The organism is Desulfovibrio sp. UIB00, from assembly GCF_022508225.1.
Lineage (GTDB): Bacteria > Desulfobacterota > Desulfovibrionia > Desulfovibrionales > Desulfovibrionaceae > Desulfovibrio.
Window position 1 is genome coordinate 534,985 of sequence record NZ_JAETXJ010000001.1, and the last position, 22,156, is coordinate 557,140.

Here is a 22,156-nt window from a genome sequence, read left to right on the forward strand (position 1 = left end):
GCATATGGCTGTTTCTACAAAGCCGAATTTCTTTTTGCGCAGGCCGGTTCTGTCGGCCGTTATCTCCATTGTCATAACTCTGGTGGGCGCGCTGGCCATGAAGGCCCTGCCCATCGCACAATACCCCGACCTTGTGCCGCCCACGGTCAACGTGAGCGTGTCGTATCCCGGCGCTTCAGCGGAAACCATTGCCTCCACGGTTCTGGCTCCCCTTGAAGTGAACATCAACGGTGTGGAAAACATGCTCTACATGACTTCCATTGCCGCTTCGGGTTCCGGTTCGGGCAACATCAACGTGTACTTCAAGCTGGGCAGTGATGCCAACATGGCTCTGGTCAACGTTAACAACAAGGTTAACCTGGCCCAGGCCACCTTGCCGGAAGATGTGCGCAGGCAGGGCGTCACGGTCGTCAAGCGTTCGCCCGCCATGTTGCAGGTGTTCTGTTACTATTCGCCCGACGGGCGCTATAGCGACGTGTTCATCCACAACTGGGCTCAGGTCAACGTTGTTGACGAACTCAAGCGCATCAACGGCGTGGGCGACTGCTCGCTTTTTGGCAGCATGGACTACTCCATGCGTATCTGGCTGCAACCGGACAAGCTCGCCAAGTACGGCATTACCACAAAGCAGGTAACCTCGGCCATTCAGGAGCAGAACTCGCAGTACGCCCCTGGACGTCTGGGTGACATGCCCACGGCCGACTCCACCCAGCTTACCTGGCAGATCGACACTCAGGGCCGCCTTGTAACGCCTGAAGAGTTTGGCGAAATCATCATCCGCACCGGAGATGACAGCGCCATGCTGCGGCTCAAGGATGTGGCGCGCATAGAACTGGGCGGCAAGGACTACAGCGTTCTTTCCAGCTACAACGGCATGGGTGCCCGCATGGGCGCCGTGTATCTGTTGCCGGGCGCCAACGCCATCGCCACCGGCGATATGGTAAAGGCCAAGCTGGAGGACATTGCCTCGCGCATGCCCGATGGTCTGGCTTACACCCTGCTGGTGGACAACAACGACTTCGTTATCGAATCCATCAAGGAAGTGGTGAGCACCCTGGTCGAAGCCATGATCCTGGTGTTCATCGTTGTGTACGTCTTTCTGCAAAACTGGCGCGCCACGCTCATTCCCTGCATTGCCGTACCTGTATCCATTATCGGCACGTTCGCGGGTCTGTACGCCTTTGGCTACACCATCAACACGCTTACGCTGTTCGCTCTGGTGCTTGCCATCGGTATCGTGGTGGACGATGCCATCGTTGTGCTTGAAAACGTTGAACGTATCATGAGTTCGGAGCATCTGCCGCCCAGAGAGGCGACAGCAAAGGCCATGAACGAAGTTACGGCCCCGGTTATCGCCATTGTGCTTGTGCTGTGCGCCGTGTTTATTCCTGTTTCGTTCATGGGCGGCCTTGCGGGGCAGATGTACAAGCAGTTTGCCATAACGATCTCGGTGTCGGTGGTGCTTTCGGGTATTGTGGCGCTGACGCTCACTCCGGCGCTCTGCGCCCTGCTGCTCAAGCCGCATGCCCATGACCACACGCCTGCCAAGGGCTTTGTGTGGTTCAACTATGTGTTTGGTCGCATTACCCGCCGCTATGTAAACGCCGTACGTTTTGTCAAAGCCTCCGCCTGGCGTGCGCTGGCGCTCTGCGTGGTCATGGTTCTGTGCATCGTGGGGCTGTTCCGCGTGGTGCCCGGCGGCCTTGTGCCGGATGAAGACCAGGGCTATCTGCTTGGTCTGGCCATTCTGGACGATGGCGCGGCCCAACCCCGCACCCGTGCGGTCAACAAGGTGCTTACCGACTTCATGCTTAAAAACCCTGCGGTTTTGAGCGTGGGTACGCTCTCCGGTCTGGACATCACCTCCATGGCCGCCAAGAGTAACTACGGCACCTTCTTTGCCCTGCTCAAACCCTGGGGAGAACGCAAGGATCCCAAGGATGCAGCCAGCGTCATCGTGAACACCGTGGGCGCTGTAACCGTTATGCAGCCCGAGGCCTTTATCTTGGGCTTTACGCCGCCGCCCATCAGCGGCATGAGCAATACCGGTGGTTTTGAAGGCTATGTGCAGATGCGCGGCAGCGGCAGCCTCAAGGACATGGAAGACTCTGCCAACAAGCTTGTGCTTGAAGTGACCTCCAAAAATGCCGACGGCACGCCCAAGTACCCGGCAGTGGGCATGGTGCGCAACCTCTTTACCACTGGTTCGCCCCAGCTCTACGCCAACCTTGACCGCGAACGCTGCAAGGATATGGGCATCAGCATTGCCGATGTGTATTCGGCCATGAGCGCCACCTTCGGCAGTTCATACGTCAACGACTTCAACCTCATGGGCCGTACCTTCCAGGTCCGGCTTCAGGCTGAGTCTGAAACCCGCGTGCTGCCTGAAAGCCTCAACGACATATACGTGCCAAATAAAAATGGCGAGATGGTGCCCCTGACTGCGGTAATGACCCTTGAACGCCGCACGGCACCCCAGGTTGTGGAACGCTACAACGTGTTCCCGGCAGCCCACATCATGGGTGCGCCCACGCCTGGGTATTCTTCGGGCCAGGCTCTCAGCGAAATGGAAAAAGCCGCTTCTGTGGTCTTGTCCTCTGATTATCAGCTGGGCTGGGTTGGTACCGCCCTTCAGGAAAAACTGGCAAGCGCCGACACCACTGTCATCTTTGTGCTGGCGCTGGTCATGGTCTTCCTGATTCTTGCCGCGCAGTACGAATCGTGGTCCTTGCCACTTTCAGTGCTCACAGCCGTGCCTTTTGGCGTGTTCGGAGCCTTGTTGGCTACCTGGGGGCGCGGGCTTTCCAACGACATCTACTTCCAGGTGGCACTTGTGACCCTGGTTGGTCTGGCGGCCAAAAACGCCATTCTTATCGTGGAATTCGCTGTTGAAGCCTGGCGCGCCGGGCGCAGCCTTGATGCTGCGGCCATCCACGCCTCCAAACTGCGTTTTAGGCCCATCGTGATGACCTCGCTTGCCTTTATCCTTGGCTGCGTGCCGTTGGCCATCAGTACGGGTGCGGGCGCAAACAGCCGTCACGCCATCGGTACGGCGGTCATCGGCGGCATGCTGGCGGCAACGTGCATAGCCACGTTGTTTGTGCCGTTCTTCTTCAAGGCCATCATGCAACTCTCACTGAAACTGCAGGGCAAAACTGATCCCAATGCGGGCAGGGACCACCTTGCGGAAGACCAGGAGGACGACATATGAGCGCTTCCGGCAAGGCCCCGGGCATAATGCTCAAGACACCTGCATTGGTGCTGATGCTGGCCATGCTGCTTTCGGCATGCTCTCTTGCTCCGCACTATGACAGGCCGGAGCAGGAAATGCCCAAGCAGTGGCGGGCAGTGGATATGGGCTCAGTGCCCCTGCATACCGACTGGTGGAACAGGTTTAACGACCCTGTGCTGTCAGAACTGGTTGAAGAAGCGCTGAAGAACAATCAGGATCTGGCTGAATCCATGGCCAAGATCGAATCTGCCGCCGCTCAGGTTGGCGTAGGGACTGCCGCATTGATGCCCGTCATCAACGGTACCGGTTCCGCCGCCGCTCAGGGCGCATCTGAAAAGGCCGCCAACACGGTGCCTTTTGACCAGAGCAAGTTGTCGCGTTCTACCACAGCCTACCAGGGCGCGCTGAGCGCCTCCTGGGAACTGGATTTCTGGGGCAAGATCCGCAACCAGTACACCATGCTCAGCGATATCTTGATGAACACGGTCATTGGGCACGAAGCTCTGCGCCTCTCGGTGGCAGGGCAGACGGCTCAGGGCTACTTTGCCCTGCTGGCGCAGGACATGCAGCTTGATACGGCCCGCCGCACCCTGAAATCGCGTGAAGAATCCTTCCGGATTTATACCGCCCGCTACAAACAGGGTGATATAACCGAGCTTGACTGGCAGCGCGCCCGTGCAGAGGTGGAAACTGCCCGCGCCCAGGTGCACACCAGCACCGTGGCTGTGGACAAGGCCGAGGCCGGTCTGGCCGTGCTGCTTGGCCGTTCCCCCCGCGATATAATGGATCGGGCCATGAAACGCGGACAAGGCATCCACATGCTGCCCGCGCCGCCTGTGCTGCCCGCTGGCCTGCCCTCTGACCTTCTGGAGCGGCGGCCTGACGTGCGCGCTGCAGAATTCAGCATCATGGCCTACAATGCCAATATCGGCGTTGCCCGCGCGCAGTTCTTCCCCTCCATTTCCCTCACGGGCATGCTGGGTTCCCTGAGCGCTTCCATGGGTAACCTCTTTACCGGCCCCGCTGGTACATGGAGCTATGGCGCAAGCGGCACTGTGCCCTTGCTGGATTTTGGCCGCAACTGGTATAACCTCAAGGATGCCGAAGCCCAGAAAAAGGCAGCCATCGCCGTGTATCGTAAAACCGTGCAGTCTGCCTTTGAAGACATCCGCACGTCGCTTACCTCGCAGCGCGAGGCCGACCATATCGTGCGCAGCATGCAGGTGCAGGTTGAAAGCCTGCGGCGTGCCGTGCAGATCGCCAGTCTGCAATACGACAACGGCTATACGGACTACCTGACGGTGCTGGACGCCGAGCGTCAGCTTTTTGCTGCCGAGTTGCAGTTGGCAACATCGTTGCGCGACAGGCTTGATAGCGTGGTCAGCGTGTGCATGGCCCTTGGCGGCGGCTGGCAAGACCCCGGCACAAGCCCCAGCTTCCCTGTGGTGAACACAGAAAAGCTGTTGCAGGAACAGGCTGGCGGGCGGGCAAGCGCGCCTGCGGCTAAATCCGAATAATACACGAACCGAAGCGGCAAGCTGCCGCTGTCTGATAAACAGTGGGGGAAGCGTCTGACGGCGCTTCCCCCACTGTGCGTTTGCTCCCATGGTCCCCGTATATGAGTATTGAAGCCAGTCCACCTCGTTTTCGGGGCTTTACAGAAGGGGCATGCCTGTCGTAAAGGGAAAAACATGGATAAAAAGTTACCCCTGATTTTCCTTTCTCTTTGCGTCGCGCTGGGCTTGTGCTGCTCTGCGCCGGATCTGGCATGCGCCAAGGAAAATCCGGCTCCGCCAGAACAGACCGGCATAAGTGCCCCCCAGATTGCCCCAAAAAGCTCCAGAGCCAAGCGTTCTGGCGAAAAAAAGGGGGACTCTGCCAAGGCAAACCGACGCGAAAGCAAGCAGAAGGAAAAGAACTCAAAGGGCATTCACGCGCCAGCGTGGGCGTTTGGCGGCGAGGCGCAGAGCCGAGATGCATGGCGGGAAGGCACAAGCTCCAACGATCTGCAAAAGCGGGCCGTGGGGGATGACGCGTCCAAGGAAAAATCAATAAATACAACGGCCAGCATCAATTCTGCCCTCAAAGGGCCTCCAGCAAAAGAAGAACACAAAAGCGGCATGGCCGTGAGCGTTGGGCAGGAAGACTCCGCGTGGCGGAAGAAGGGACAGCATGAACTGGAGGCGGACGAAAACGTCCCCATGCAGAGCCGCCATGTTGTGCGCGCCTATGCGGATGTGGACGCAGGCGATGACCTGAGCATCAGGGTCGGGCCCGAGCTGATCCTCAAGGATGAGCAGCGCGAGCGAACCAATGCCAACAAGCAGCCGGAATCTGCCCTAGGGCTGGGCATGCAGTTCAAGCTTGACTTCTAGCCTGGTCGCCGGAGTTAGCGTCTGTTTGTCTGGGAATGTGGGCTTGCATCAGGAATAGCTGCCCGCAGCTACAGGGCAGGATGGCGTTACTGGACGTTCTGCGCAAGTATAAGATCCACCTCATCCACGCTGAGGCCAGCGTTTTTGGCGATCTGCCGGCTGTTCAGACCTTTGCGGTGTCCATTCAAAATCAGTTCCCGCAAAAACTGGGGGGAGCGGCTGATGCCCTCTGCCTGTTCCAGCAAGCGGCGCAGTTCATGCGTGCGCGCCTCAAGCTTCTCATCCAGATTCCGCAATTCCGCCTGCCGCTGGGCAAACGTAGCCACGATTTCCTTTTCCAGCCGAGCGTTCATTTCTATGCGCGCCAGCAGGCTGTCCTGATTGCCCTGCAATGCGTTGAGCAGCGCTTCTGACCGGCGCAAGCGCAGATAAAAAACAAGCACACCACCAAGTATGGCAAGCTCGAAGAGGGAAAAGAGCATGATAAGTGCGTAAAGCAGGGTGTCGTTCATACTTTTATGTTCAAGAGGTTGCCCACAAGCGGGGATGAAGTTTCACCCGATGGGGTTTCCGGTTCAGGGGGGGGCCGCCGCCTTCTGCGGCTGCCAAAATGGGGAGCGCCCTGGTGATCGGCATCCGGGGTCAGCGCCGTCTGGTTTCCGGGTTCTGTGCGCGTTACCTGTTGCTGCTCCTGCTTTGCCATGGCGGCGGCAAGAACGCGCGACATGGCAGCCGATGCCTGCGGGGCGACAGCAGCGGCATTGCTTACGGATGTGGCCAGGCTGGTCTGGGCATACAGCACGGCCATGGTGGCGTCAACGCTCATGGAGGCCTCCTGTTGCCGGATTCGGGGGCCCGTACGACCATTCAGAGGGTCGCGTATGCAGCAGCAAATATGTCTTGAGCAGCGCTACAGGCGCTGGCGTCTGCGGGCTTCACTGCCCGCCAGAAGCTGCTGTGCTATTCGTTCAGGTAGCTTTCAAACAAAATGTCATCAATGCGACCCTGCGTCAGGTAATCGTTCAGCACGCCGCTGAGGTCTTTCTTAATGGTGGCCGTATTGGCTGGATTCAGCAAAAACTCGTCCGACTTGCTGCTTAGGTAATAATACAGGGCATCGCGTAGGGGAATGAGCTTGTGGTCAATCTCCATGCCCACTCTGGGGCTTTGACTGACTGTTGAAAATTTGCAAATTAAAAAGCGCGCGCCGGTGGCTGTTTGCCGGGGGATAACAAAGGGCGCCAGTTCTTTGACGCTGTCAGGCTGGGCCGTAGGCGTTTTTGCAGAAGGCACTACGATCACCTCTGGCTTGATTGGCTCTTGAGCCGGCGGCGGGGGAGTGCGCAGTACAAACCACCAGATTGCAGCGCCTGCCACCAGCAGCACGAGCAGGCCAGCAGCGGCAGCAATGATCAGCAGCTTTTTTTTCTTCTTGGGTTGTTCGGCCCCTTCTTCGGCTACCTGAAGAGGGGCTTCCTCTGTTTTGGCCGGGGGAGGAGGCGCCTGTTCCACAAGGAACGGGGCATCGTCAAGATCAAGTTCGACCTTGCGCAGGCTTGTATCCTGGCTGACCGCAACCTGAAGTTCATCCTTGACGGGGGCGTCTTTCAAATCCTGCTTTTCAGCCACGCGCCTCTCCTGACAATCACGGCCTGTTCATCTGTTCCATGCCGTGACCAACACTATACTACCGCAACCACTAAGAACAAAAAACCCGCCCCGAACCAGGAGAGCGCGTACAGCGCTGACCCCGGCCAGGAGCGGGCCGTCAAAGCCAGGGAAATCTTGGCGCTGTGCCCAAGGGCAGGTTGCCTGGGAAAAGGCTGGCTGCCTTGCGTAGATACTTGTATATATCCGCGCCACGCATGATTGCCGGGCGAATGCGTACCGCCACAGGCAAGTATTTTAACGTGTAATACTCTAGGGGAAAATCTTGTCGATTTTCTGCTTCATCGTGTCCGCCGTGAAAGGCTTGACGATATAGTTGGAAACTTTGGCCTGTACCGCTTCAATGATGTTTTCCTGCTGGGCTTCAGCAGTAACCATCAGAAAGGGGATGTTGGCAAACTGCTCGCTTGAGCGAACCTTGCGGAGCAGGTCAATGCCTGTCATCTGGGGCATGTTCCAGTCAGAAACGATAAAGTCGATCTTTTCGCGGTTCAGAACTTCCCATGCCGAGGTGCCGTCATCGGCTTCCACCACGTTCTGAAAACCAAGCTGGCGCAGAATGTTGCGCACAATACGGCGCATGGTGGAAAAATCGTCAACCACAAGAACTCGCATATTCGGATTGTAAGGCATGAGAAGAACTCCTTGAAGCGCCGTCAATATCGGTTTGCAACAGACGTTGCAGCCGTGCGCCACTGTCTGTTGTAAGCTTATATTTCAGTGCCTTCGCCGTAAAGATTATGAAATTCCTTGCGAAGGCGGCTCAGGGCCTGTGAATGTAATTGTGAAACCCTGCCTTCGGTGATGCCCATGACTTCGGCAGTTTCACGCATATTCAACTCATCAGTATAATACAGCGAGAGTACCAACTTTTCTCTTGGCGTCAAGCGGTCGATCAGCGGCGCCACGCGCTCCACAAGCTCTTGCAGGGCAGTGCTGCGGAAGGGTTCTCCGCCTTCGGGGCCTTCGCCCGAGAGCGTGTCCTGAATGGCGTCAAGTGAAATCCAGAGCTGGTTTTGCAGGGCTTCAAGCCCCTGCCGCACATCGCGCATGTCGAGGCCGGTGATCTTTTGCAGCTCGTCCTCGGTGGCCTGTCGGCCTTGCTCGTGCTCAACCTTGCGCATGGCTTCATCAAGCACCCGCACACGCTGACGCAAGGACCGGGGAAACCAGTCAAGTCGGCGCAATTCATCAAGCATGGCTCCCTTGATGCGGCTTTCGGCATACGTTTCAAAGCGGATGCCGAGCTGCGGCCTGAACTTGCCCAAGGCTTCCATGAGGCCCAGGGTGCCGGAGCTGATCAGCTCCCCCAGTTCTATGCTGCGTGGCAACTTGGCTTTGAGCCGCAAAGCGAGAAAGCGTATCTTGGGCGCATAGTGACGCACCACGGATTCCTGCTCTGCCGGTGAAAAGCTCTCCCAAGGGGTTGCCCCGGTTTCGAGCGCTTCCCAGGGGCAGGGAGCTTGCGCTTGCGCTGTGCCGGTCTTCATGTTGGTTTCCTTCGGATTTGCCTCTTCTACCCCGTGGCATCTGGATGCCTGTTATGCCTCGCTCCACCTGCCCGCCAAGGCTGGTTGCGCTGCGTTTTTGACACGTTGAGGTTATGGAACGTTGTTTCTGTCGCCAAAGGCTTTTCAGGCCCGAAATCCCATCTGCAATGCTAGCGGAACAGCAGTTTTTTCCAGAAAAACTTGATGTTGCCGTCGAGGTTTTCGGGGGCTTCCCATGCGCTGATGTTCTTGGCCAGCGACATGGTGGCCTTTGCCGCCGGGCTTTGCGGTTCGCTTATGCAATAGGGCAACTGCTGCACCACGGCCTTGCGCACACCGGTATCGCGCGGGATAACGCCCACGAGTTCCAGGGAGACGCCACTGAGAAAATGGTCGCAGGCCTGATGCAGACGTACAAACATGTCCTTGGCCGTCTTGAGGTCAGGGGCCATATTGACGCACACCTTGAAGCGTTCAACGCCATGATTGTTCTTCAGCACCTTGATAAGGGCATAGGCGTCAGTGAGCGAGGTCGGTTCCGGTGTAAGCACTACCAGGCGTTCTTGCGCTGCCATGTTGAAATAGAGCACGTTGTCGCTGATGCCTGCACCTGTGTCCACGATGAGGTAGTCAAGCCCGTCTTCCATTTCGTCTACGGCTTCAAGCAGTTCAAGCTTCTGCCCAGTGGAAAGGGTGAGCATTTCGCTCATGCCGGAAGAAGCAGGCAGGATGGAAAAGCCGTAAGGCGTGGGAAAGAGTATGTCCGAAATGGTGGCCCCTTCGTGGAACAGATGAAAAATATTCTTCTGCGGGGTCAGACCAAGCACCACGTCTACGTTGGCCAGGCCGAGGTCGGCGTCAATAAGCACCACCTGCTTGCCCAGCTGCGCGAGGCAAATGGCGAGGTTGACCGAGATATTGGTCTTGCCTACGCCGCCCTTGCCTGAGGTGACGGAAAAAACCAGAGGGAAAGTGCCGCTCATCTGTCTGCTCCACATGTTATGGCTCATGCCGCGCTAGGCGGCCTGGCCGGGAAGTTGCCTTTTGAAAATAAGACGCCAGACCAGCGGCTCGGTGGCCGGGGCAAGGCTTTCCTTGAGTTCCGCGCCGAACGACAGTGCTGAAACCGGCAATCCGGCAGCGCAGGCCACATTCACAATATTGCCGAAGCTTACGGCTTCGTCCAGCTTGGTCCATACAAGGGAGCCAGGCCCTTCAAATTTGTATCTTTGCAAAAACGCCTGTGTTTGCAGTGCGTCAAAAAATGGCGAAAGCGTAAGGTGCGTAGCAGCTTCCACAGTGTCCAGGCCCATGTCGGCCCGCCAGTGGGCAAGATTGCCGTTGCGGTCAAGGCCGGGAACATCAATGAATACGGCGCGGGCCTCGCGGGTGGCGGCCAGGGCAAGTTCCATGGCGGCTTTGTCCGGCGCTTCCATATACGTAAAATTGGAAAGTTCCGCCCAGTGGCGCAAAATCAGCCTGCCGTTGCCGCGCAGGCAGTCGGCGTTGATAAAGGCAATGCGCGCTTCTGGCTCGTGTTTGCGCAGGTGCAGTGCAAAGCGCAGGGCCGTTGTGGTTTTACCAAAACCGAAAGGCCCGGCCATCAGGTGGATGCGCTGCCGCCACTGTTCCGCGCCCCAAGCCTTGACCGGCACCATGCCGCAGAGGCATTCAAGCACAGAGGCTCCGGGTTCGGCCAGCAAACGCTGATAAAGGTCAACCGCCACAGAGTCAGAAACACCTTCGCGCTGCAAATATTCCAGAGCAACACGCTGGCGGGGCGTGAGGCGTTCAAGCTGAATGGCCGGCTTCATCAAGGCAAAGATCTGATCCTTGAGATGCATCCATTCCTTGTGCCATTCGCCCCAACCTGCAGGCGCGCCTGCAGCTTGCGCTGCTTCGGTCTTGGGGCGCTCTATCCCGGCAGTTATTTCATGGCAGACGGCACCGTTTTTGCGATAGGTGCGGTTGCCCAGGATAACGGCGTCAGGCCCCATCTCGGCCTTGATTCTGGCCAGAATTTCCTGTGATGTGGCCCCTGTGAACGTCTTTACCTGCATGGCCCATTCCTTTGCCTAACGGTTCAATATCGCCCAGCGGCGCATCAGTGCCGTTTGTTTGACGACAGACCAGTATCTGCAAATTCGGGGCCAACTTTTTGGGCAGTATTGACCCATGCGGTAACAGTCACATGAACGCAGCTTTCGCCATAGACAATACTAGCTGGTGGAAAAGTAAAAGGCAACGAATCCTGATAGCTGAAGCGTAATATAAAAAATAAAGCGGCGCTCTGACTCAAGGGTCGGAGCGCCGCGTAACGTTGAGCCAGACCGGATTAGTCGGCGCTGACCACGCCCACCGATTGCAGCCGGATGTCGGGCGGAATCTCCGCCTGCGAGATGACCGGCACCGTGGGGAGAAAGCGCGTGACAATCTGGGCCAGATGCGGGCGGATGATCGGTGTCACCAGCAGCACCGGCTGGGCATCGGTATTCACCGCATTGTCGGCAGCCGTGCTGATATTGTTCACCAGCCGCTGGGCCACAGCCGGATTCATGGAGAGGAAGGTCACGCCGTTGTCGGCATGGCGAATGCCTTCCTGCACCAGGCGCTCGGCATTGGGCGCAAGGGTCAACACTGAAAGCGTTCCCTGGCTGTCCAGGTAGGGCCGCACGATGGCGCGGGAGAGTTTTTCGCGCACATATTCTGCCAGCGTGTCGGGATTTTTGACGCTTGAGCCAAAGTCGCCCAGAGTTTCCACAATGGTGAGCATGTCGCGTATGCTGACGCTTTCGCGCACCAGCAGTTGCAGCACTTTCTGCACCACGCCAAGGGGCAGCACGTTGGGCACCAGGTCTTCCACTGCCTTGGGCGAATGCTTGGCGACCGTGTCCAGCAGCCCCTGCACGCCCTGGCGGTCAAGAAAGTCGGCCAGCTGACGCTTGAACACTTCCGTCAGATGCGTGGCGATAACCGTTGCCGGGTCAACCACCGTGTAGCCCGCAAGCATGGCCTCCTCGCGCTGACTGTCTGGAATCCACAGGGCAGGCAGGTTAAAGGCAGGCTCGCGCGTTTCAATGCCGCTGATCTTGGTGGTCACGTTGCCGGGATCCATGGCCAGAAAGTGATCGACCAGAATTTCTGCCGAAGCCACCTGATTGCCCTTGATAAGCAGGGCATACTGGCCGGGCTTGAGCTGCAGGTTATCGCGCAGGTGCAACGAGGGAATGACCACGCCCATGTCCAGCGCAAACTGTCGGCGTATGGAGCGGATGCGGGCCAGCAGGTTGCCGCTCTGTTCTTCGTCCACCAGGGGGATGAGGCCGTAGCCCACTTCAAGTTCAAGTGTATCAAGGGGCAACAGGGCCTGTACCTCTTCCGGCGTATCGGCGGTGCCGGAACTGCTTTTCTTTTTCTTGTCTGCCTTGGCCTTGTTGGCGGCCTCCTGATCCTTGTTTTCCGTGAGGCGGCTCACCACAAAGATGAGGATGGATATGCAGAGGAAGGGAATGGTCGGCAGACCGGGAACCAGCGCAAACAGCAGCAGCACGCCCGAGACCATCTTGAGCGCACGGCTGTTGAAGGTAAGCTGGGCCAGAAATTCTTCGCCCATCTTGGCTTCGGAGGCGGCGCGCGAAACCAGCAGGCCAGTGCCTGTGGAAACAATGATGGAAGGTATGGTGGAAACCAGGCCGTCACCGATGGTCAGCAGAGAATAGGTGGTGAGGGCTGTGTTCCAGTCCATATCTTTCTGGACCATACCAATGATGATGCCGCCCACAAGGTTCACCAGGGTGATGAACATGCCTGCGTTCACGTCGCCTGAAACAAATTTGCAGGCACCGTCCATGGCGCCGTAAAAATCTGCTTCCTTGCGCAGCCCTGCGCGGCGGGCATTGGCCTGTTCTTCATCCAGCAAACCAGCGTTGAGGTCGGCTTCAATGGCCATCTGCTTGCCGGGCATGGCGTCCAAGGTGAAGCGGGCCGCCACTTCTGCGATACGCGAAGTACCAGCGGTGATAACGGTCTTGTTCAGAATGAACAGGATCATAAAGATAACGGCGCCCACAACGTAACTGCCGCCCACAACAAACTGGCCGAACGCTCGGATGACTTCGCCAGCGGCGTTTGCGCCCATATTGCCGTTGAGCAGAATAAGGCGGGTGGACGCAACGTTGAGCGCCAGCCGCAGAAGGGTTGTGACCAGCAGCAGCGAAGGAAAGATGGTAAATTCCAGCGGCGAGGTCATGAACATTGTGGTTATAAGCACCAGCAGTGAAATGGAAATACTGATGCAGAGCATGAAATCGAGAAAAAACGTGGGCAGAGGCACCAGCATGACAAACAGGATGGTGACCACACCGGCTGCAAGAAATATTTCGCCGTTTTTTGAAAATCGAGCGTAATCAAGCTGGGGGATTACTACGGCAGCCATTTTTATGACACCTCTCTGCGTTGGTTCCCGAAAGCGGGTTTACCCTGGTACGTATGGACAAGATGGAAAAATTCCTTGCCTTTCTAGGGCCTTGCCGCCTTGGGCTTGAGCTTCCAGATGCTGGCCAGCACAGCAGCCACCGCTTTGTAAAGCTCTTCGGGAATCATGTCGCCCACCTCTGTGGACTTATACAAAGCCCGTGCCAGAGGTACGTTTTCGCGAATGGGAATCCTGTTTTCGCGGGCTACTTCCTTGATTTTTTCGGCCAGATTGTCTGCGCCCTTGGCAAGCACGATGGGCGCGGGAGCTTCCGAGGTATTATAGCTCAGGGCCACGGCTATGTGCGTGGGGTTTGTGACCACCACATCCGCCTTGGGCACGTCGGCAAGCATGCGTTTGCTCATCATTTCCATCATTTTTCTGCGCTGCTGCCCCTTGACCACGGGGTCGCCATCAGCCTGCTTCTGCTCGTCCTTCACTTCCGACTTGGTCATTTTCATGCCTTCGTTATAGGCATAGCGCGACTGCCATACGTCAAAAATGGCAATGGCAATAATTGGCAGCAGCGCGTAGCAGGTCAGCTTGAAAGCCATTTGCAGCATGTAGGTCGCCACGCCCTCGGTGCTGGCGTAGTACATGGGCAGAAAATTCTGATGTTCCTTGAAGATGATCCAGCCGGGGATGATGCCGAGAACAAGAGAAAACAGCAGGCTCTTGATAGTGCGCAGGGCTGTTTGCGGCGATGCCAGCATCTGCTTGAGGCCCTGAATTATGTTGAAGCGCTTCAATGTGGGGCGTATCGCCTTGGTTGTCCAGAGTTTTCCCACCTGTAGGCGTTGCGCCAGGAAGGCCAGAAAGCCCAGAGTCAGCAGGATGGGCATGATCATACGGGCAATTTCAAGCGTGACGTCAATGCTGAGGCTGTAGACGTTTTCAGGGTTGGGATCGAACTCCCACGAGTGGCTGAGAAAGTGGCGGAACAGGCGCTTGATGTCGTCGGCCATGGGGCCAATCCAGGCATAGAGAATACACAAGCCCCCAAGCAGGCTCACGGCCTTGCCCAGTTCTGGCGCTTTGGGAACATTGCCCTCCTCACGCTGCTTGCTGACGCGTTTTGGAGTGGCTTTTTCTGTTCTGCTTGGATCTTCCTGCGAACCGAACATGCTCTTACCGCCCTGGTTTGGTTGGCGCTGTTAAGCGCGTTGCCCAGACAATAGCAAAAAATATGCCCGTCAGAGAACTGGCGGGCATATCAGATCAGGGCGCAACGCTCATTGGGCGCATGGAGTTTCCTCCGCATGTGCGTCATTTGTTGCGAGCTGTTTGAAGTCAGTGCGTTTGTTGATCCTCTTCTTCCTGCCACCACCAGCGGGCGCGCTGGCTGAGCAGGTCAATATCGCCAGCGGCGGCGAGGTTGAGCATCTGCCGGTATTGGCGCACAGCTTCGTAGCTGTAGGGATTGGCTTCAAACAGGCCAGCGAACATGCGCGCGTCTTCTGTCAGCATTTTTCGGGCAGCGTTCTGGCGGCGGCGGAATGAAGGCGTAAGAAAGGGCAGCAGGTCCTCATGCTCCGCCAGCAGGGCGAAGTACGCCAGGCTGGTGATGAAGTTCATATTCTGGATGCTGGCCATGGCCTTGTCGTGTTTTTCGGCCGTGGTGCAGAAAACACGGCAGCCAAGGGCTGTAAAAAAGCCCGAGGCCAGTTCCACATGAATTTGCCCCGCATGGCCCCCCGGCACAATAGCTACGGGCTGGTCTGCCTGCGGATCCGGCTTGGGGCCAAAGAGGGGATGCGTGCCCACCACTGGCCCGGCCCAGACCTTCTCCATCTGTTGCAGCGGAATTTCCTTTACGGAGGTGATGTCCGCCAGCACAGCCCCAGGGAGCAGATGCGGGCAGACCGTAGCAATAACCTCGCTGAACACAGCGGCAGGAACGCAAATGATGGCCAGTTCGGCCCCCTCGCAGGCGGGAGCCAGAACTTCGGGCGTCAGGGGCACGTCCACACCCGCCACATTCAGCCCTGCCGACTCGGCGCGAGCCAGCAGCATGGCGCCCATGCGGCCAGTGGAGCCAACAATGACGGTTTTTACGGGATTGCGCGGGCAGAAGCCGGTAAAACCGTCAAATCCATCCTCCGCAGCGGATTCCCCGCCGTTATGGGCGGCAGGAGTGCCGTTACTGCCTTGATTGCCGTTCATGCCAGTTGCTCCCAGATATTCCAGAATTGCGGAAAGGATTTGCGCACCACCAGCGGGTCGTCCAGCAGGGCGCGCACATTTGTTTCAGGCTGGCGCAGTCCCAGCAGGGCCAGAGACATGGCGATGCGGTGGTCGTTGTGGGCAGAGAGGGAAACTCCCTCGGGCAAACGCGGACAATCTGGCTTGCCGTTGCCGCGTCCAGCCAGGCCGTGAATGAGCATGCCGTCTGAGAGCTGGTCAATGACCACGCCAGCCTTGGCAAGCTCCTGCGCCGGGGCGCTGATGCGGTCCGACTCTTTATAACGCAGATGGGCCACATTGCTGATGCGCGTGGAACCCTGCGCAAAGGCGGCCAGCACAGCTACCGTGGGCACGAGGTCGGGGCAGTCGCCCATGTCCAGCTCCACGCCATGAAGGGCGGAGGGGTACACGGTGACGGAATCTTCCGTCATGGTCATGCGCGCGCCCATGCGTTGCAAAATGCCCAGCATGGCGCGGTCGCCCTGCAGGGAATCCGTGCGCAGACCTTCAACCCTCACAGGCTTGAGGCCCAGTGCGCCAGCGGCCAGCAGATAGGACGCGCCAGACCAGTCGCCTTCAACAGTGTAGTTGCCCGCGCGGTACGCGCCGGGATGGACTGTCACACGCAGGCAGCCGGGATGCGCGGCCTTGAGTTCGCGCCATGCGCCAGGAGGCAGCATTTCCCATGGAGCATCGGCCTCGTCGCGGGTTTCCACGTCAAAGCGGATGCCGTAGTCGGTCAGGCATTGCAGGGTCAGCCCCACATAGGGCCAGGATACGGCTTTCTGCCCGCCAAGCGTTACTGACAAAGGCGCAGGTCCCATGGGGGCCGCCAGCAACAGGCCTGAAAAATACTGGCTCGAAATATCCATGCCCAGCGTCACCTCGCCCCCACACAGGGCAGGGTTGAGGCCCTTGGCGTGCAGCACCAGAGGCGGGCAGTCGGGCTTGCCTTCAAAGGTGGCGGCAAGCCCCAGCTTTTTGAGTGCGTCCGTCAGTTCTGCGATGGGCCTTTCGTGCATGCGCGGCGCGCCGTGTATGCGAAATTCGCCCTCGCCAGCGGCCAGCACGGCGGTGAGCAGGCGGCATGTGGTGCCGGATTCTTCCACATCACAGGAAAGGGGGTAGCCCGTTGCGCCACCGCGAGGCTTGCCGCCCATGCCCGTCACGCGCCACGCGCCGGAGGCCTGGGTGCTTTCAGGCAGGGTTTCCATGCTCGCCCCGGCCCCGCACAGGATGGCGCGGGTGCGTTCGAGGTCGCGGCTTTCAAGGGTATGCCGCACTGTGGAAACTCCCTGAGCCAGCGCCGCGCCAATAAGGTAGCGGTGCGAAACAGATTTGGAAGCGGGTGCGGTAACGCTTGCCGTGGCCTGCTTTTCGGCCTCAGTGATGATAATGGTGCTCTGGCTCATGAGGCTGGCTGCTCCGGTGTTTCCGAGTGGAGGTCAAGACGGTCCAGTTGCGGCCCTGTGGGGTAGCTGCCCAGTATGCGGAAGCTGGTACAGACTTCGTGCAGTTTTTCCAGCAGGGGGGCGTAGCGGGGATCTTCGAGATCGCTTTCCACATCGGCAAAAAATACATATTTCCAGCGCTGACCGCGCAGGGGGCGCGATTCCAGCTTGCGCATGTTGATTCCATTGCTTGCCAGTAGGTCAAGCACGCATGAGAGCGCGCCAGCCTTGTCTGCCGTAGTGAACAGCAACGAGGTTTTGTCCGCGCCGGTATGGCCGGGCTGCGGGCCGCCCGTGCGGCTGCCCGAGCGCGCGTCGCCGGGGCCGATGATCACAAAGCGCGTCCAGTTGCCGGGTTCATCCTCAATGCGGCGGGCCAGAACAGCAATGCCCATGAGGTCGGCCAGCTTGCCGTGGCCGATGGCTGCCGCGTCTTCCTTGCCAGCGGCATACTGCGCGGCGGCAGCGGTGGATTCCACCGGCACAAGGCCAGCGCCGGGCAGATGGGCGCGCAGCCACGCGCCGCACTGGGCCAGGGGCTGGGGGTGGGAATACACGGTGCGCACGGCGGCCAGCGAAGGCGCGTTGCTCAGCAGACAGTGCGAAATGCGCGAGAACAGCTCGGCCTGAATATGCACATCGTACTTGAGGAACAGGTCAAAGCTCACCCCCACGGTTCCCTGAAGGGAATTTTCCAGCGGCACCACGCCGAGCTCGCACTGACCGGAAGCCACTTCCTGAAAGACCTGCGTGATATCGTTGCAGGGGCGGAACTGGGCGGCATGGCCCAGATACTCCACGCCCGCAAAGTAGGAAAACGTGCCTTCCGGGCCGAGATAGGCCACATTCTGGGGCCGCTGCAAGGAGCGGGAAGAAGAAAATATTTCGCGCCAGATGGCCCGCAGATGCTCCTCCGGCAAGGGCCCGGGGTTGCGCGTTGCCAGACTGTCCAGCACTTCCTTTTCCCGCAGGGGCTTGAAGATAATGCCCGGCACATCTGCCTTGATGCGCCCCACCTCGAGGCTCAGGGCCGCCCGCTGGTTAAAGAGCGTGAGCAGATCCTGATCCACGGCGTCAATCTCGTGTCGGATGGCGGCAAGGCGCGCGCCCGCCTCATCAGGAGAGGCTGCCTGACGGTCTGCTGCGGCTGCGGGGTGGCCCTTGGGCCAGTGGCTGTTGCTGTCGTCCATGCTTATATCTCCCGGATGTCTTCGCGGATGCGCATGCCAAAATGGCGACCAGCTTCGTCCAGGCGGCACAGCACAGTATCGCCTGGTTTCAGGCTCACCACGCTCACCGGCTCGCCGCCGGGGGTGGTCAGGCGGATGGTTTCAGCATTTTGCAAAAATACCGCTCCGGTTTTAACGCCGTCTTCGGTGGTAACCTGGGCTTCAACCAACAGCATGGGGCGCACTTCAATCTTGACCCTGCCAAGGGTGGCAAGGCTTGTTTCGCCGTTGGCGTCCACGATCAGCACTTCCTGCCCCGCCTTGAATTCGCCAAGATAGGTGGTTTTGTCGCCGGGCAGGCGCACGTAGGCATGCACGGCCCCCGCATTGACCCTGAAGGGGCGGGCGGCAACATATTCGTTGCGTTCGGTTTCCGCATGCACAAGAAAGGTAAAGGCGCTGGAATTGCCCACCAGCATGCCCTGGCCCTTGCGCAGGATGGAGAGCGTGTCGGCGCAGACGCGGTGCCCGAGGCCCACGGATTCCACGCGGGTGATCACGGCGGGCAGCAGTTCTTCATGCCCCTGCGCGAGCTTGCACTGGCTGACAATGGTCTTGAGATCGGCCACGGCCTCTCTGGATACAACAATGCCCGCCACACCGCGTTCCAAAATTCCTGCGGCAAGGCGGGCCTCGTCCAGCGTAGCGGCCTCAGCCAGAACGCTGTCGCTCTGGGCCAGAAGGTTTTCCACAGGTATTACCTCCCAGCCGCGAGCGAGAACCACACGCTCGCCCTTGTGCAGCCGTTCGAGCACGGCTTCTTCGTCTGCCTTGACGTTGAGCGCCACCATGGCGGTATCCTCGGCAGCCAACACAGGGCAGCGCGAAAGACCGGAAACTTCTTCCACATGCTTGCGCGGCACAATAACGCCGTCCACGCCGGATTCCAGCGCCAGAGTCACATCGCCCTTGTCAAAGGGAACGCAGTTGAAATAGATGCGGGACATGCGGCTTACTCTCCTACAATTTCCATGGCCTGATCCACGGAAGCGTTGTCGTGTACAATGGCGCGCAGGGCCTTGACCAGGGCAACGCGGTTGGGATGCTGGAATACGTTGCGGCCCACGGAAATGCCCGCGCCGCCTGCACTCAGTGAATCCTGAACCATCTGGAGGATCTGGCGGGTGGAATCCATGCGCTCGCCACCGGCGATAACCACGGGCACGCAGCAGGCGGCCACGACTTCAGAGAAGCTTTCCGCATCGCCGGTATAGGGCACCTTGACGATGTCCGCGCCCAGCTCGACACCCACGCGAGCGCAATGGGCAACCACATCCTTGGCGTAGCCGTTCTGAATCTGCGGGCCGCGCGCGTACATCATGGCCAGCAGCGGAATGCCCCAGTTGTCGCACGATTCGGCCACCCGGCCCAGATCGGCCAGCATGAGGCGTTCATTGGGGTCGCCCAGATTGACGTGCACCGAAACGCAGTCCGCGCCGTGCTTGATGGCTTCTTCAACCGTGCCAACGAGGGTTTTGGTGTTGCCGAGGGGCGAAAGAGCGGTGGAGGCGGAGAGGTGGATGATAAGGCCGATGTCGCTGCCCGCGTTGCGGTGTCCGCAACGCACAAGGCCCTTGTGCATGAGCACTGCGTCCGCGCCGCCTGTGGCCATGTCGTTGACGGTGTCGCGCATGTCCACCAAGCCTTCAACCGCGCCGATGGTCACTCCGTGATCCATGGGAACAATGATGGTACGGCCATTTGTGCGGTTGATGATGCGTTCCAGGCGGATTTTTTTTCCAAGGTACATGGGCTCGCTCCTTTCAGTCTGCTGCTTTAAGGTGACCCGCATGAGGCGGGGTTTGCCGCATTTTTTCCGGCGGCCCATACAAAAAAAGGGCCGCTGGCTTGTTGCCTGCGGCCCGTTGAACTTTCTAACTTTTACGCGTCAGCAAAGCTCCCGACCACAGGCTCCGGTAAAGTACGCAAAATAATACCAGCTAAAGATGCCGGCGGCGTAGGAGGAGGTGTGGTTGGAAGAAATGCGCTGCATGAAAGTATCCTTAAATTTTCTAGGTAAAAAGCTACGCGGCATGCAAAAGCCTGTCAATAGAAAATTGAAGTTTGCATGAAAATTGTTTGCAAGGTCAGGCTGCGCCACGTTCTGCGGGGTCTGAGGGGGCATCCGGGGGTGTTGCTTTGCGCCGCAGCTTGCGCGTTTCAATCCGCCTGAGCACAAATTCGCCGGGTTTGACCCCTTCCGGCACTGCTGACAGGGGAAACTCCGCGCGGGCCAGATTGCGATGACCGCCAGCCTCGCCCACGTCGTAAAAACAGGCGTCCGCCAGACGGCCAATGTCCCGCCCGCCATCGCCGCGAAAGATCACGATAACGGTTTTGTCCACCACGCCGCTCACGGCTATCCACCGCAGGCCGTGCACCCGTGTGAAAAAGTCCGCCACTGCCACCAAAAGGTCTGCGCTGTTGACCTCGTTGAGCGAGGCAAAGGCCCCGCCGCCTCGGCAGTCGGCAAGGGAACGGAATGCACGTGAAAACAGCGGCAGCCATTCCCGCAGGTATTCGCTACGCAGAATACGTCGCAGCAGGCCGTTGTCCGCATGGCGCGAAAGCCACTGATACGCGCGAAAATCGTCTTCGCCGCCGGAGCGCTCAAAAGCCGCCGTGTCTGTGCGTATGCCGTACAGCAGGGCTGTGGCAAGCCTTGGCCCTGGGCGCATGCGCAGGGCCTTGAGATAGCGGGCCATCATGGTGCTGGTGGCGCCCATGTTGGGGCGGATATCACGCAGCAAGGCCGGGCCAGCCAGTGAGCATGCCGTAATGTTGTTGGCGACGCGGGGCAGGGGATGGTGGTCGATGATGCAGTCAAAGTGCAGGCCCTGAAAAGCCTTGCTATGGTGCGGCTGGGAATCCACCATGGCAAAGTGGGTGTACTGGTCGGCATTTTCAGGCTGCCAGGGGCGCACCGGGATGTTCAGATAGCGGATCATGGCCAGGTTGTCGGGCCGGGTCACCTCATTGATGCGCGCAATGTCCACGTTGTGCACCTTGTGGATCATAATACGCTTGAGCGCCAGCGCCGATGCCAGGGCATCGGGGTCGGCATTGATGAGGATGCACCAGCGGTCGTCCTTGCTGAGACCTGCCCGCCATTTTTGCAGCAGGGCGATGTGGTCTGTGGCGCCAGCCATGATTCTCCTTAAAAGTTCTTCTGCGAAAGCCCGCTTGCGAAAATGCGTTTGCCGAGGTTCATTCGCCGGAATGCGTTTGCGCAAGCGCTTCCAGCACCGGCAGGGATGCGGCTAGGCGATTCCAGTTGAATATTTCGACCATATGCACTGCCGAATCGGGGATGCGCTGCATGATGGCGGCTGCGGTATGCGCCTGCCCAGGCGTAAAAGCCGTGAGGGGCAGATGCCGGTCGCCGTCGCCGGGGGCGCTCCAGTGCGTCATGGTCGCCTGCTCTGGCAGGGTCGAAACCAACAGGTTTTTTTGACCATAGCCCAGGAGGTGCCCTACGTCCAGACACAGGCCCAGTCCGTGATCCTGAAGAAAGCCATTCCCAAGGCTGGCAATATCGCTGTGGCCCACGTTTTCCAGCAACAGCGGGACATTGCAGATGTTTTTCCAGTGGTGCGTAAAACCTGCCAGCAGGCGGCGTTGCACCATGGGCGAACCTTGGGGCGGGTGCAGCACGGCGTAACGCGGCTGAAGAAAGGCCGCCTTGCCAAGTACGGACATTGCCAATTGCGCGGCCCTACGGGCAGGATGCGCGGCGCTCTTGCTGGCGGGCCAGGGCAGGTCAACGGGCAGATGCACATGCCAGCGCAGGGGCAGGGTTGCCAGATCGGGCGGCAAATCCTGCGGGCCGTAGTCCAGACAGGACTGCGCTTCAAAAAAGCACAGGCCTACTTCGTCCACCTTGCCAGCCAGAAAACGCGCGTTTACCGCCACTCCGGCGGGCAACACAAAGGAGGGCGCGGCCAGGCGGCCTGCAAAGCGTGCGGGCCGCAGATGCGTTGTGTCTGGCTGGAGCGTCTGGTCGCCTGAATTTTGGGACATGCAGATGTTCCTTGTGTGCAGCATGCACAAAGG

At 58.9% G+C, this 22,156-nt stretch carries 19 protein-coding genes; 3 read left to right on the plus strand and 16 right to left on the minus strand.

From position 1 onward, the window contains the following. The first annotated feature begins 4 nt into the window (after window positions 1-4). From JMF94_RS02390 to JMF94_RS02400, 3 genes are all read left to right on the plus strand, one after another. Entirely contained in the window at window positions 5-3,211 is a 3,207-nt protein-coding gene (locus tag JMF94_RS02390; protein WP_240823599.1) for a multidrug efflux RND transporter permease subunit, read from the plus strand. Continuing rightward, window positions 3,208-4,749 carry an efflux transporter outer membrane subunit gene (locus JMF94_RS02395; RefSeq protein WP_240823600.1) on the plus strand — a complete coding sequence of 514 codons (1,542 nt, stop codon included), beginning with the start codon at window positions 3,208-3,210 and terminating at the stop codon, window positions 4,747-4,749. The genes JMF94_RS02390 and JMF94_RS02395 overlap by 4 nt, the downstream gene beginning before the upstream one ends. A 174-nt stretch (window positions 4,750-4,923) precedes the next feature. Beyond that, window positions 4,924-5,607, plus strand: a complete 684-nt coding sequence (locus tag JMF94_RS02400; protein WP_240823601.1) for a hypothetical protein — start codon at window positions 4,924-4,926, stop codon at window positions 5,605-5,607. 86 nt (window positions 5,608-5,693) lie between these two features. On the opposite strand, the gene JMF94_RS02405 is transcribed toward JMF94_RS02400, so the two are convergent. From JMF94_RS02405 to cbiR, 16 genes are all read right to left on the minus strand, one after another. Further along, window positions 5,694-6,119: a hypothetical protein gene (locus tag JMF94_RS02405; protein WP_022657626.1), complete on the minus strand. Its 426-nt coding sequence runs from the start codon at window positions 6,117-6,119 to the stop codon at window positions 5,694-5,696. Then, on the minus strand, window positions 6,116-6,433 hold the full coding sequence (locus JMF94_RS02410) for a hypothetical protein (protein WP_240823602.1): 318 nt from the start codon (window positions 6,431-6,433) through the stop codon (window positions 6,116-6,118). Before JMF94_RS02410 ends, JMF94_RS02405 begins: the two co-directional genes overlap by 4 nt. Before the next feature lie 134 nt (window positions 6,434-6,567). After that, window positions 6,568-7,236 carry a flagellar basal body-associated FliL family protein gene (locus tag JMF94_RS02415; RefSeq protein WP_240823603.1) on the minus strand — a complete coding sequence of 223 codons (669 nt, stop codon included), beginning with the start codon at window positions 7,234-7,236 and terminating at the stop codon, window positions 6,568-6,570. Between the two features lie 291 nt (window positions 7,237-7,527). Then, window positions 7,528-7,908: a chemotaxis response regulator CheY gene (locus JMF94_RS02420; RefSeq protein WP_192112196.1), complete on the minus strand. Its 381-nt coding sequence runs from the start codon at window positions 7,906-7,908 to the stop codon at window positions 7,528-7,530. Window positions 7,909-7,985: 77 nt separating this feature from the next. Beyond that, window positions 7,986-8,765: a FliA/WhiG family RNA polymerase sigma factor gene (locus tag JMF94_RS02425; protein ID WP_240823604.1), complete on the minus strand. Its 780-nt coding sequence runs from the start codon at window positions 8,763-8,765 to the stop codon at window positions 7,986-7,988. A gap of 170 nt (window positions 8,766-8,935) precedes the next feature. Next, window positions 8,936-9,748, minus strand: coding sequence for a MinD/ParA family protein (locus JMF94_RS02430; RefSeq protein WP_022657631.1), 813 nt, complete (start codon window positions 9,746-9,748; stop codon window positions 8,936-8,938). A gap of 33 nt (window positions 9,749-9,781) precedes the next feature. Next, entirely contained in the window at window positions 9,782-10,825 is a 1,044-nt protein-coding gene (locus JMF94_RS02435) for a flagellar biosynthesis protein FlhF (RefSeq protein ID WP_240823605.1), read from the minus strand. A gap of 275 nt (window positions 10,826-11,100) precedes the next feature. Further along, window positions 11,101-13,200 carry a flagellar biosynthesis protein FlhA gene (gene flhA / locus JMF94_RS02440; protein WP_240823606.1) on the minus strand — a complete coding sequence of 700 codons (2,100 nt, stop codon included), beginning with the start codon at window positions 13,198-13,200 and terminating at the stop codon, window positions 11,101-11,103. 83 nt (window positions 13,201-13,283) lie between these two features. Continuing rightward, window positions 13,284-14,363 carry a flagellar biosynthesis protein FlhB gene (gene flhB / locus JMF94_RS02445; RefSeq protein ID WP_240823607.1) on the minus strand — a complete coding sequence of 360 codons (1,080 nt, stop codon included), beginning with the start codon at window positions 14,361-14,363 and terminating at the stop codon, window positions 13,284-13,286. A gap of 166 nt (window positions 14,364-14,529) precedes the next feature. After that, entirely contained in the window at window positions 14,530-15,261 is a 732-nt protein-coding gene (locus tag JMF94_RS02450) for a prephenate dehydrogenase/arogenate dehydrogenase family protein (protein ID WP_240823678.1), read from the minus strand. 137 nt (window positions 15,262-15,398) lie between these two features. Next, a complete protein-coding gene (locus JMF94_RS02455; protein ID WP_240823608.1) occupies window positions 15,399-16,835 on the minus strand; it encodes a 3-phosphoshikimate 1-carboxyvinyltransferase in 1,437 nt (478 codons plus the stop codon). After that, complete coding sequence (pheA, locus tag JMF94_RS02460; RefSeq protein WP_240823609.1) at window positions 16,832-18,064, minus strand: prephenate dehydratase; 1,233 nt, start codon at window positions 18,062-18,064, stop codon at window positions 16,832-16,834. Before pheA ends, JMF94_RS02455 begins: the two co-directional genes overlap by 4 nt. A gap of 2 nt (window positions 18,065-18,066) precedes the next feature. After that, window positions 18,067-19,050, minus strand: a complete 984-nt coding sequence (locus JMF94_RS02465; RefSeq protein WP_240823610.1) for a 3-dehydroquinate synthase II family protein — start codon at window positions 19,048-19,050, stop codon at window positions 18,067-18,069. A gap of 5 nt (window positions 19,051-19,055) precedes the next feature. After that, window positions 19,056-19,853, minus strand: coding sequence for a 2-amino-3,7-dideoxy-D-threo-hept-6-ulosonate synthase (locus tag JMF94_RS02470; RefSeq protein WP_240823611.1), 798 nt, complete (start codon window positions 19,851-19,853; stop codon window positions 19,056-19,058). Window positions 19,854-20,190: 337 nt separating this feature from the next. Further along, complete coding sequence (locus JMF94_RS02475) at window positions 20,191-21,252, minus strand: DHH family phosphoesterase (protein WP_240823612.1); 1,062 nt, start codon at window positions 21,250-21,252, stop codon at window positions 20,191-20,193. A gap of 58 nt (window positions 21,253-21,310) precedes the next feature. Further along, window positions 21,311-22,123, minus strand: coding sequence for a cobamide remodeling phosphodiesterase CbiR (gene cbiR / locus JMF94_RS02480; protein WP_240823613.1), 813 nt, complete (start codon window positions 22,121-22,123; stop codon window positions 21,311-21,313). Between the last annotated feature and the right edge of the window lie 33 nt (window positions 22,124-22,156).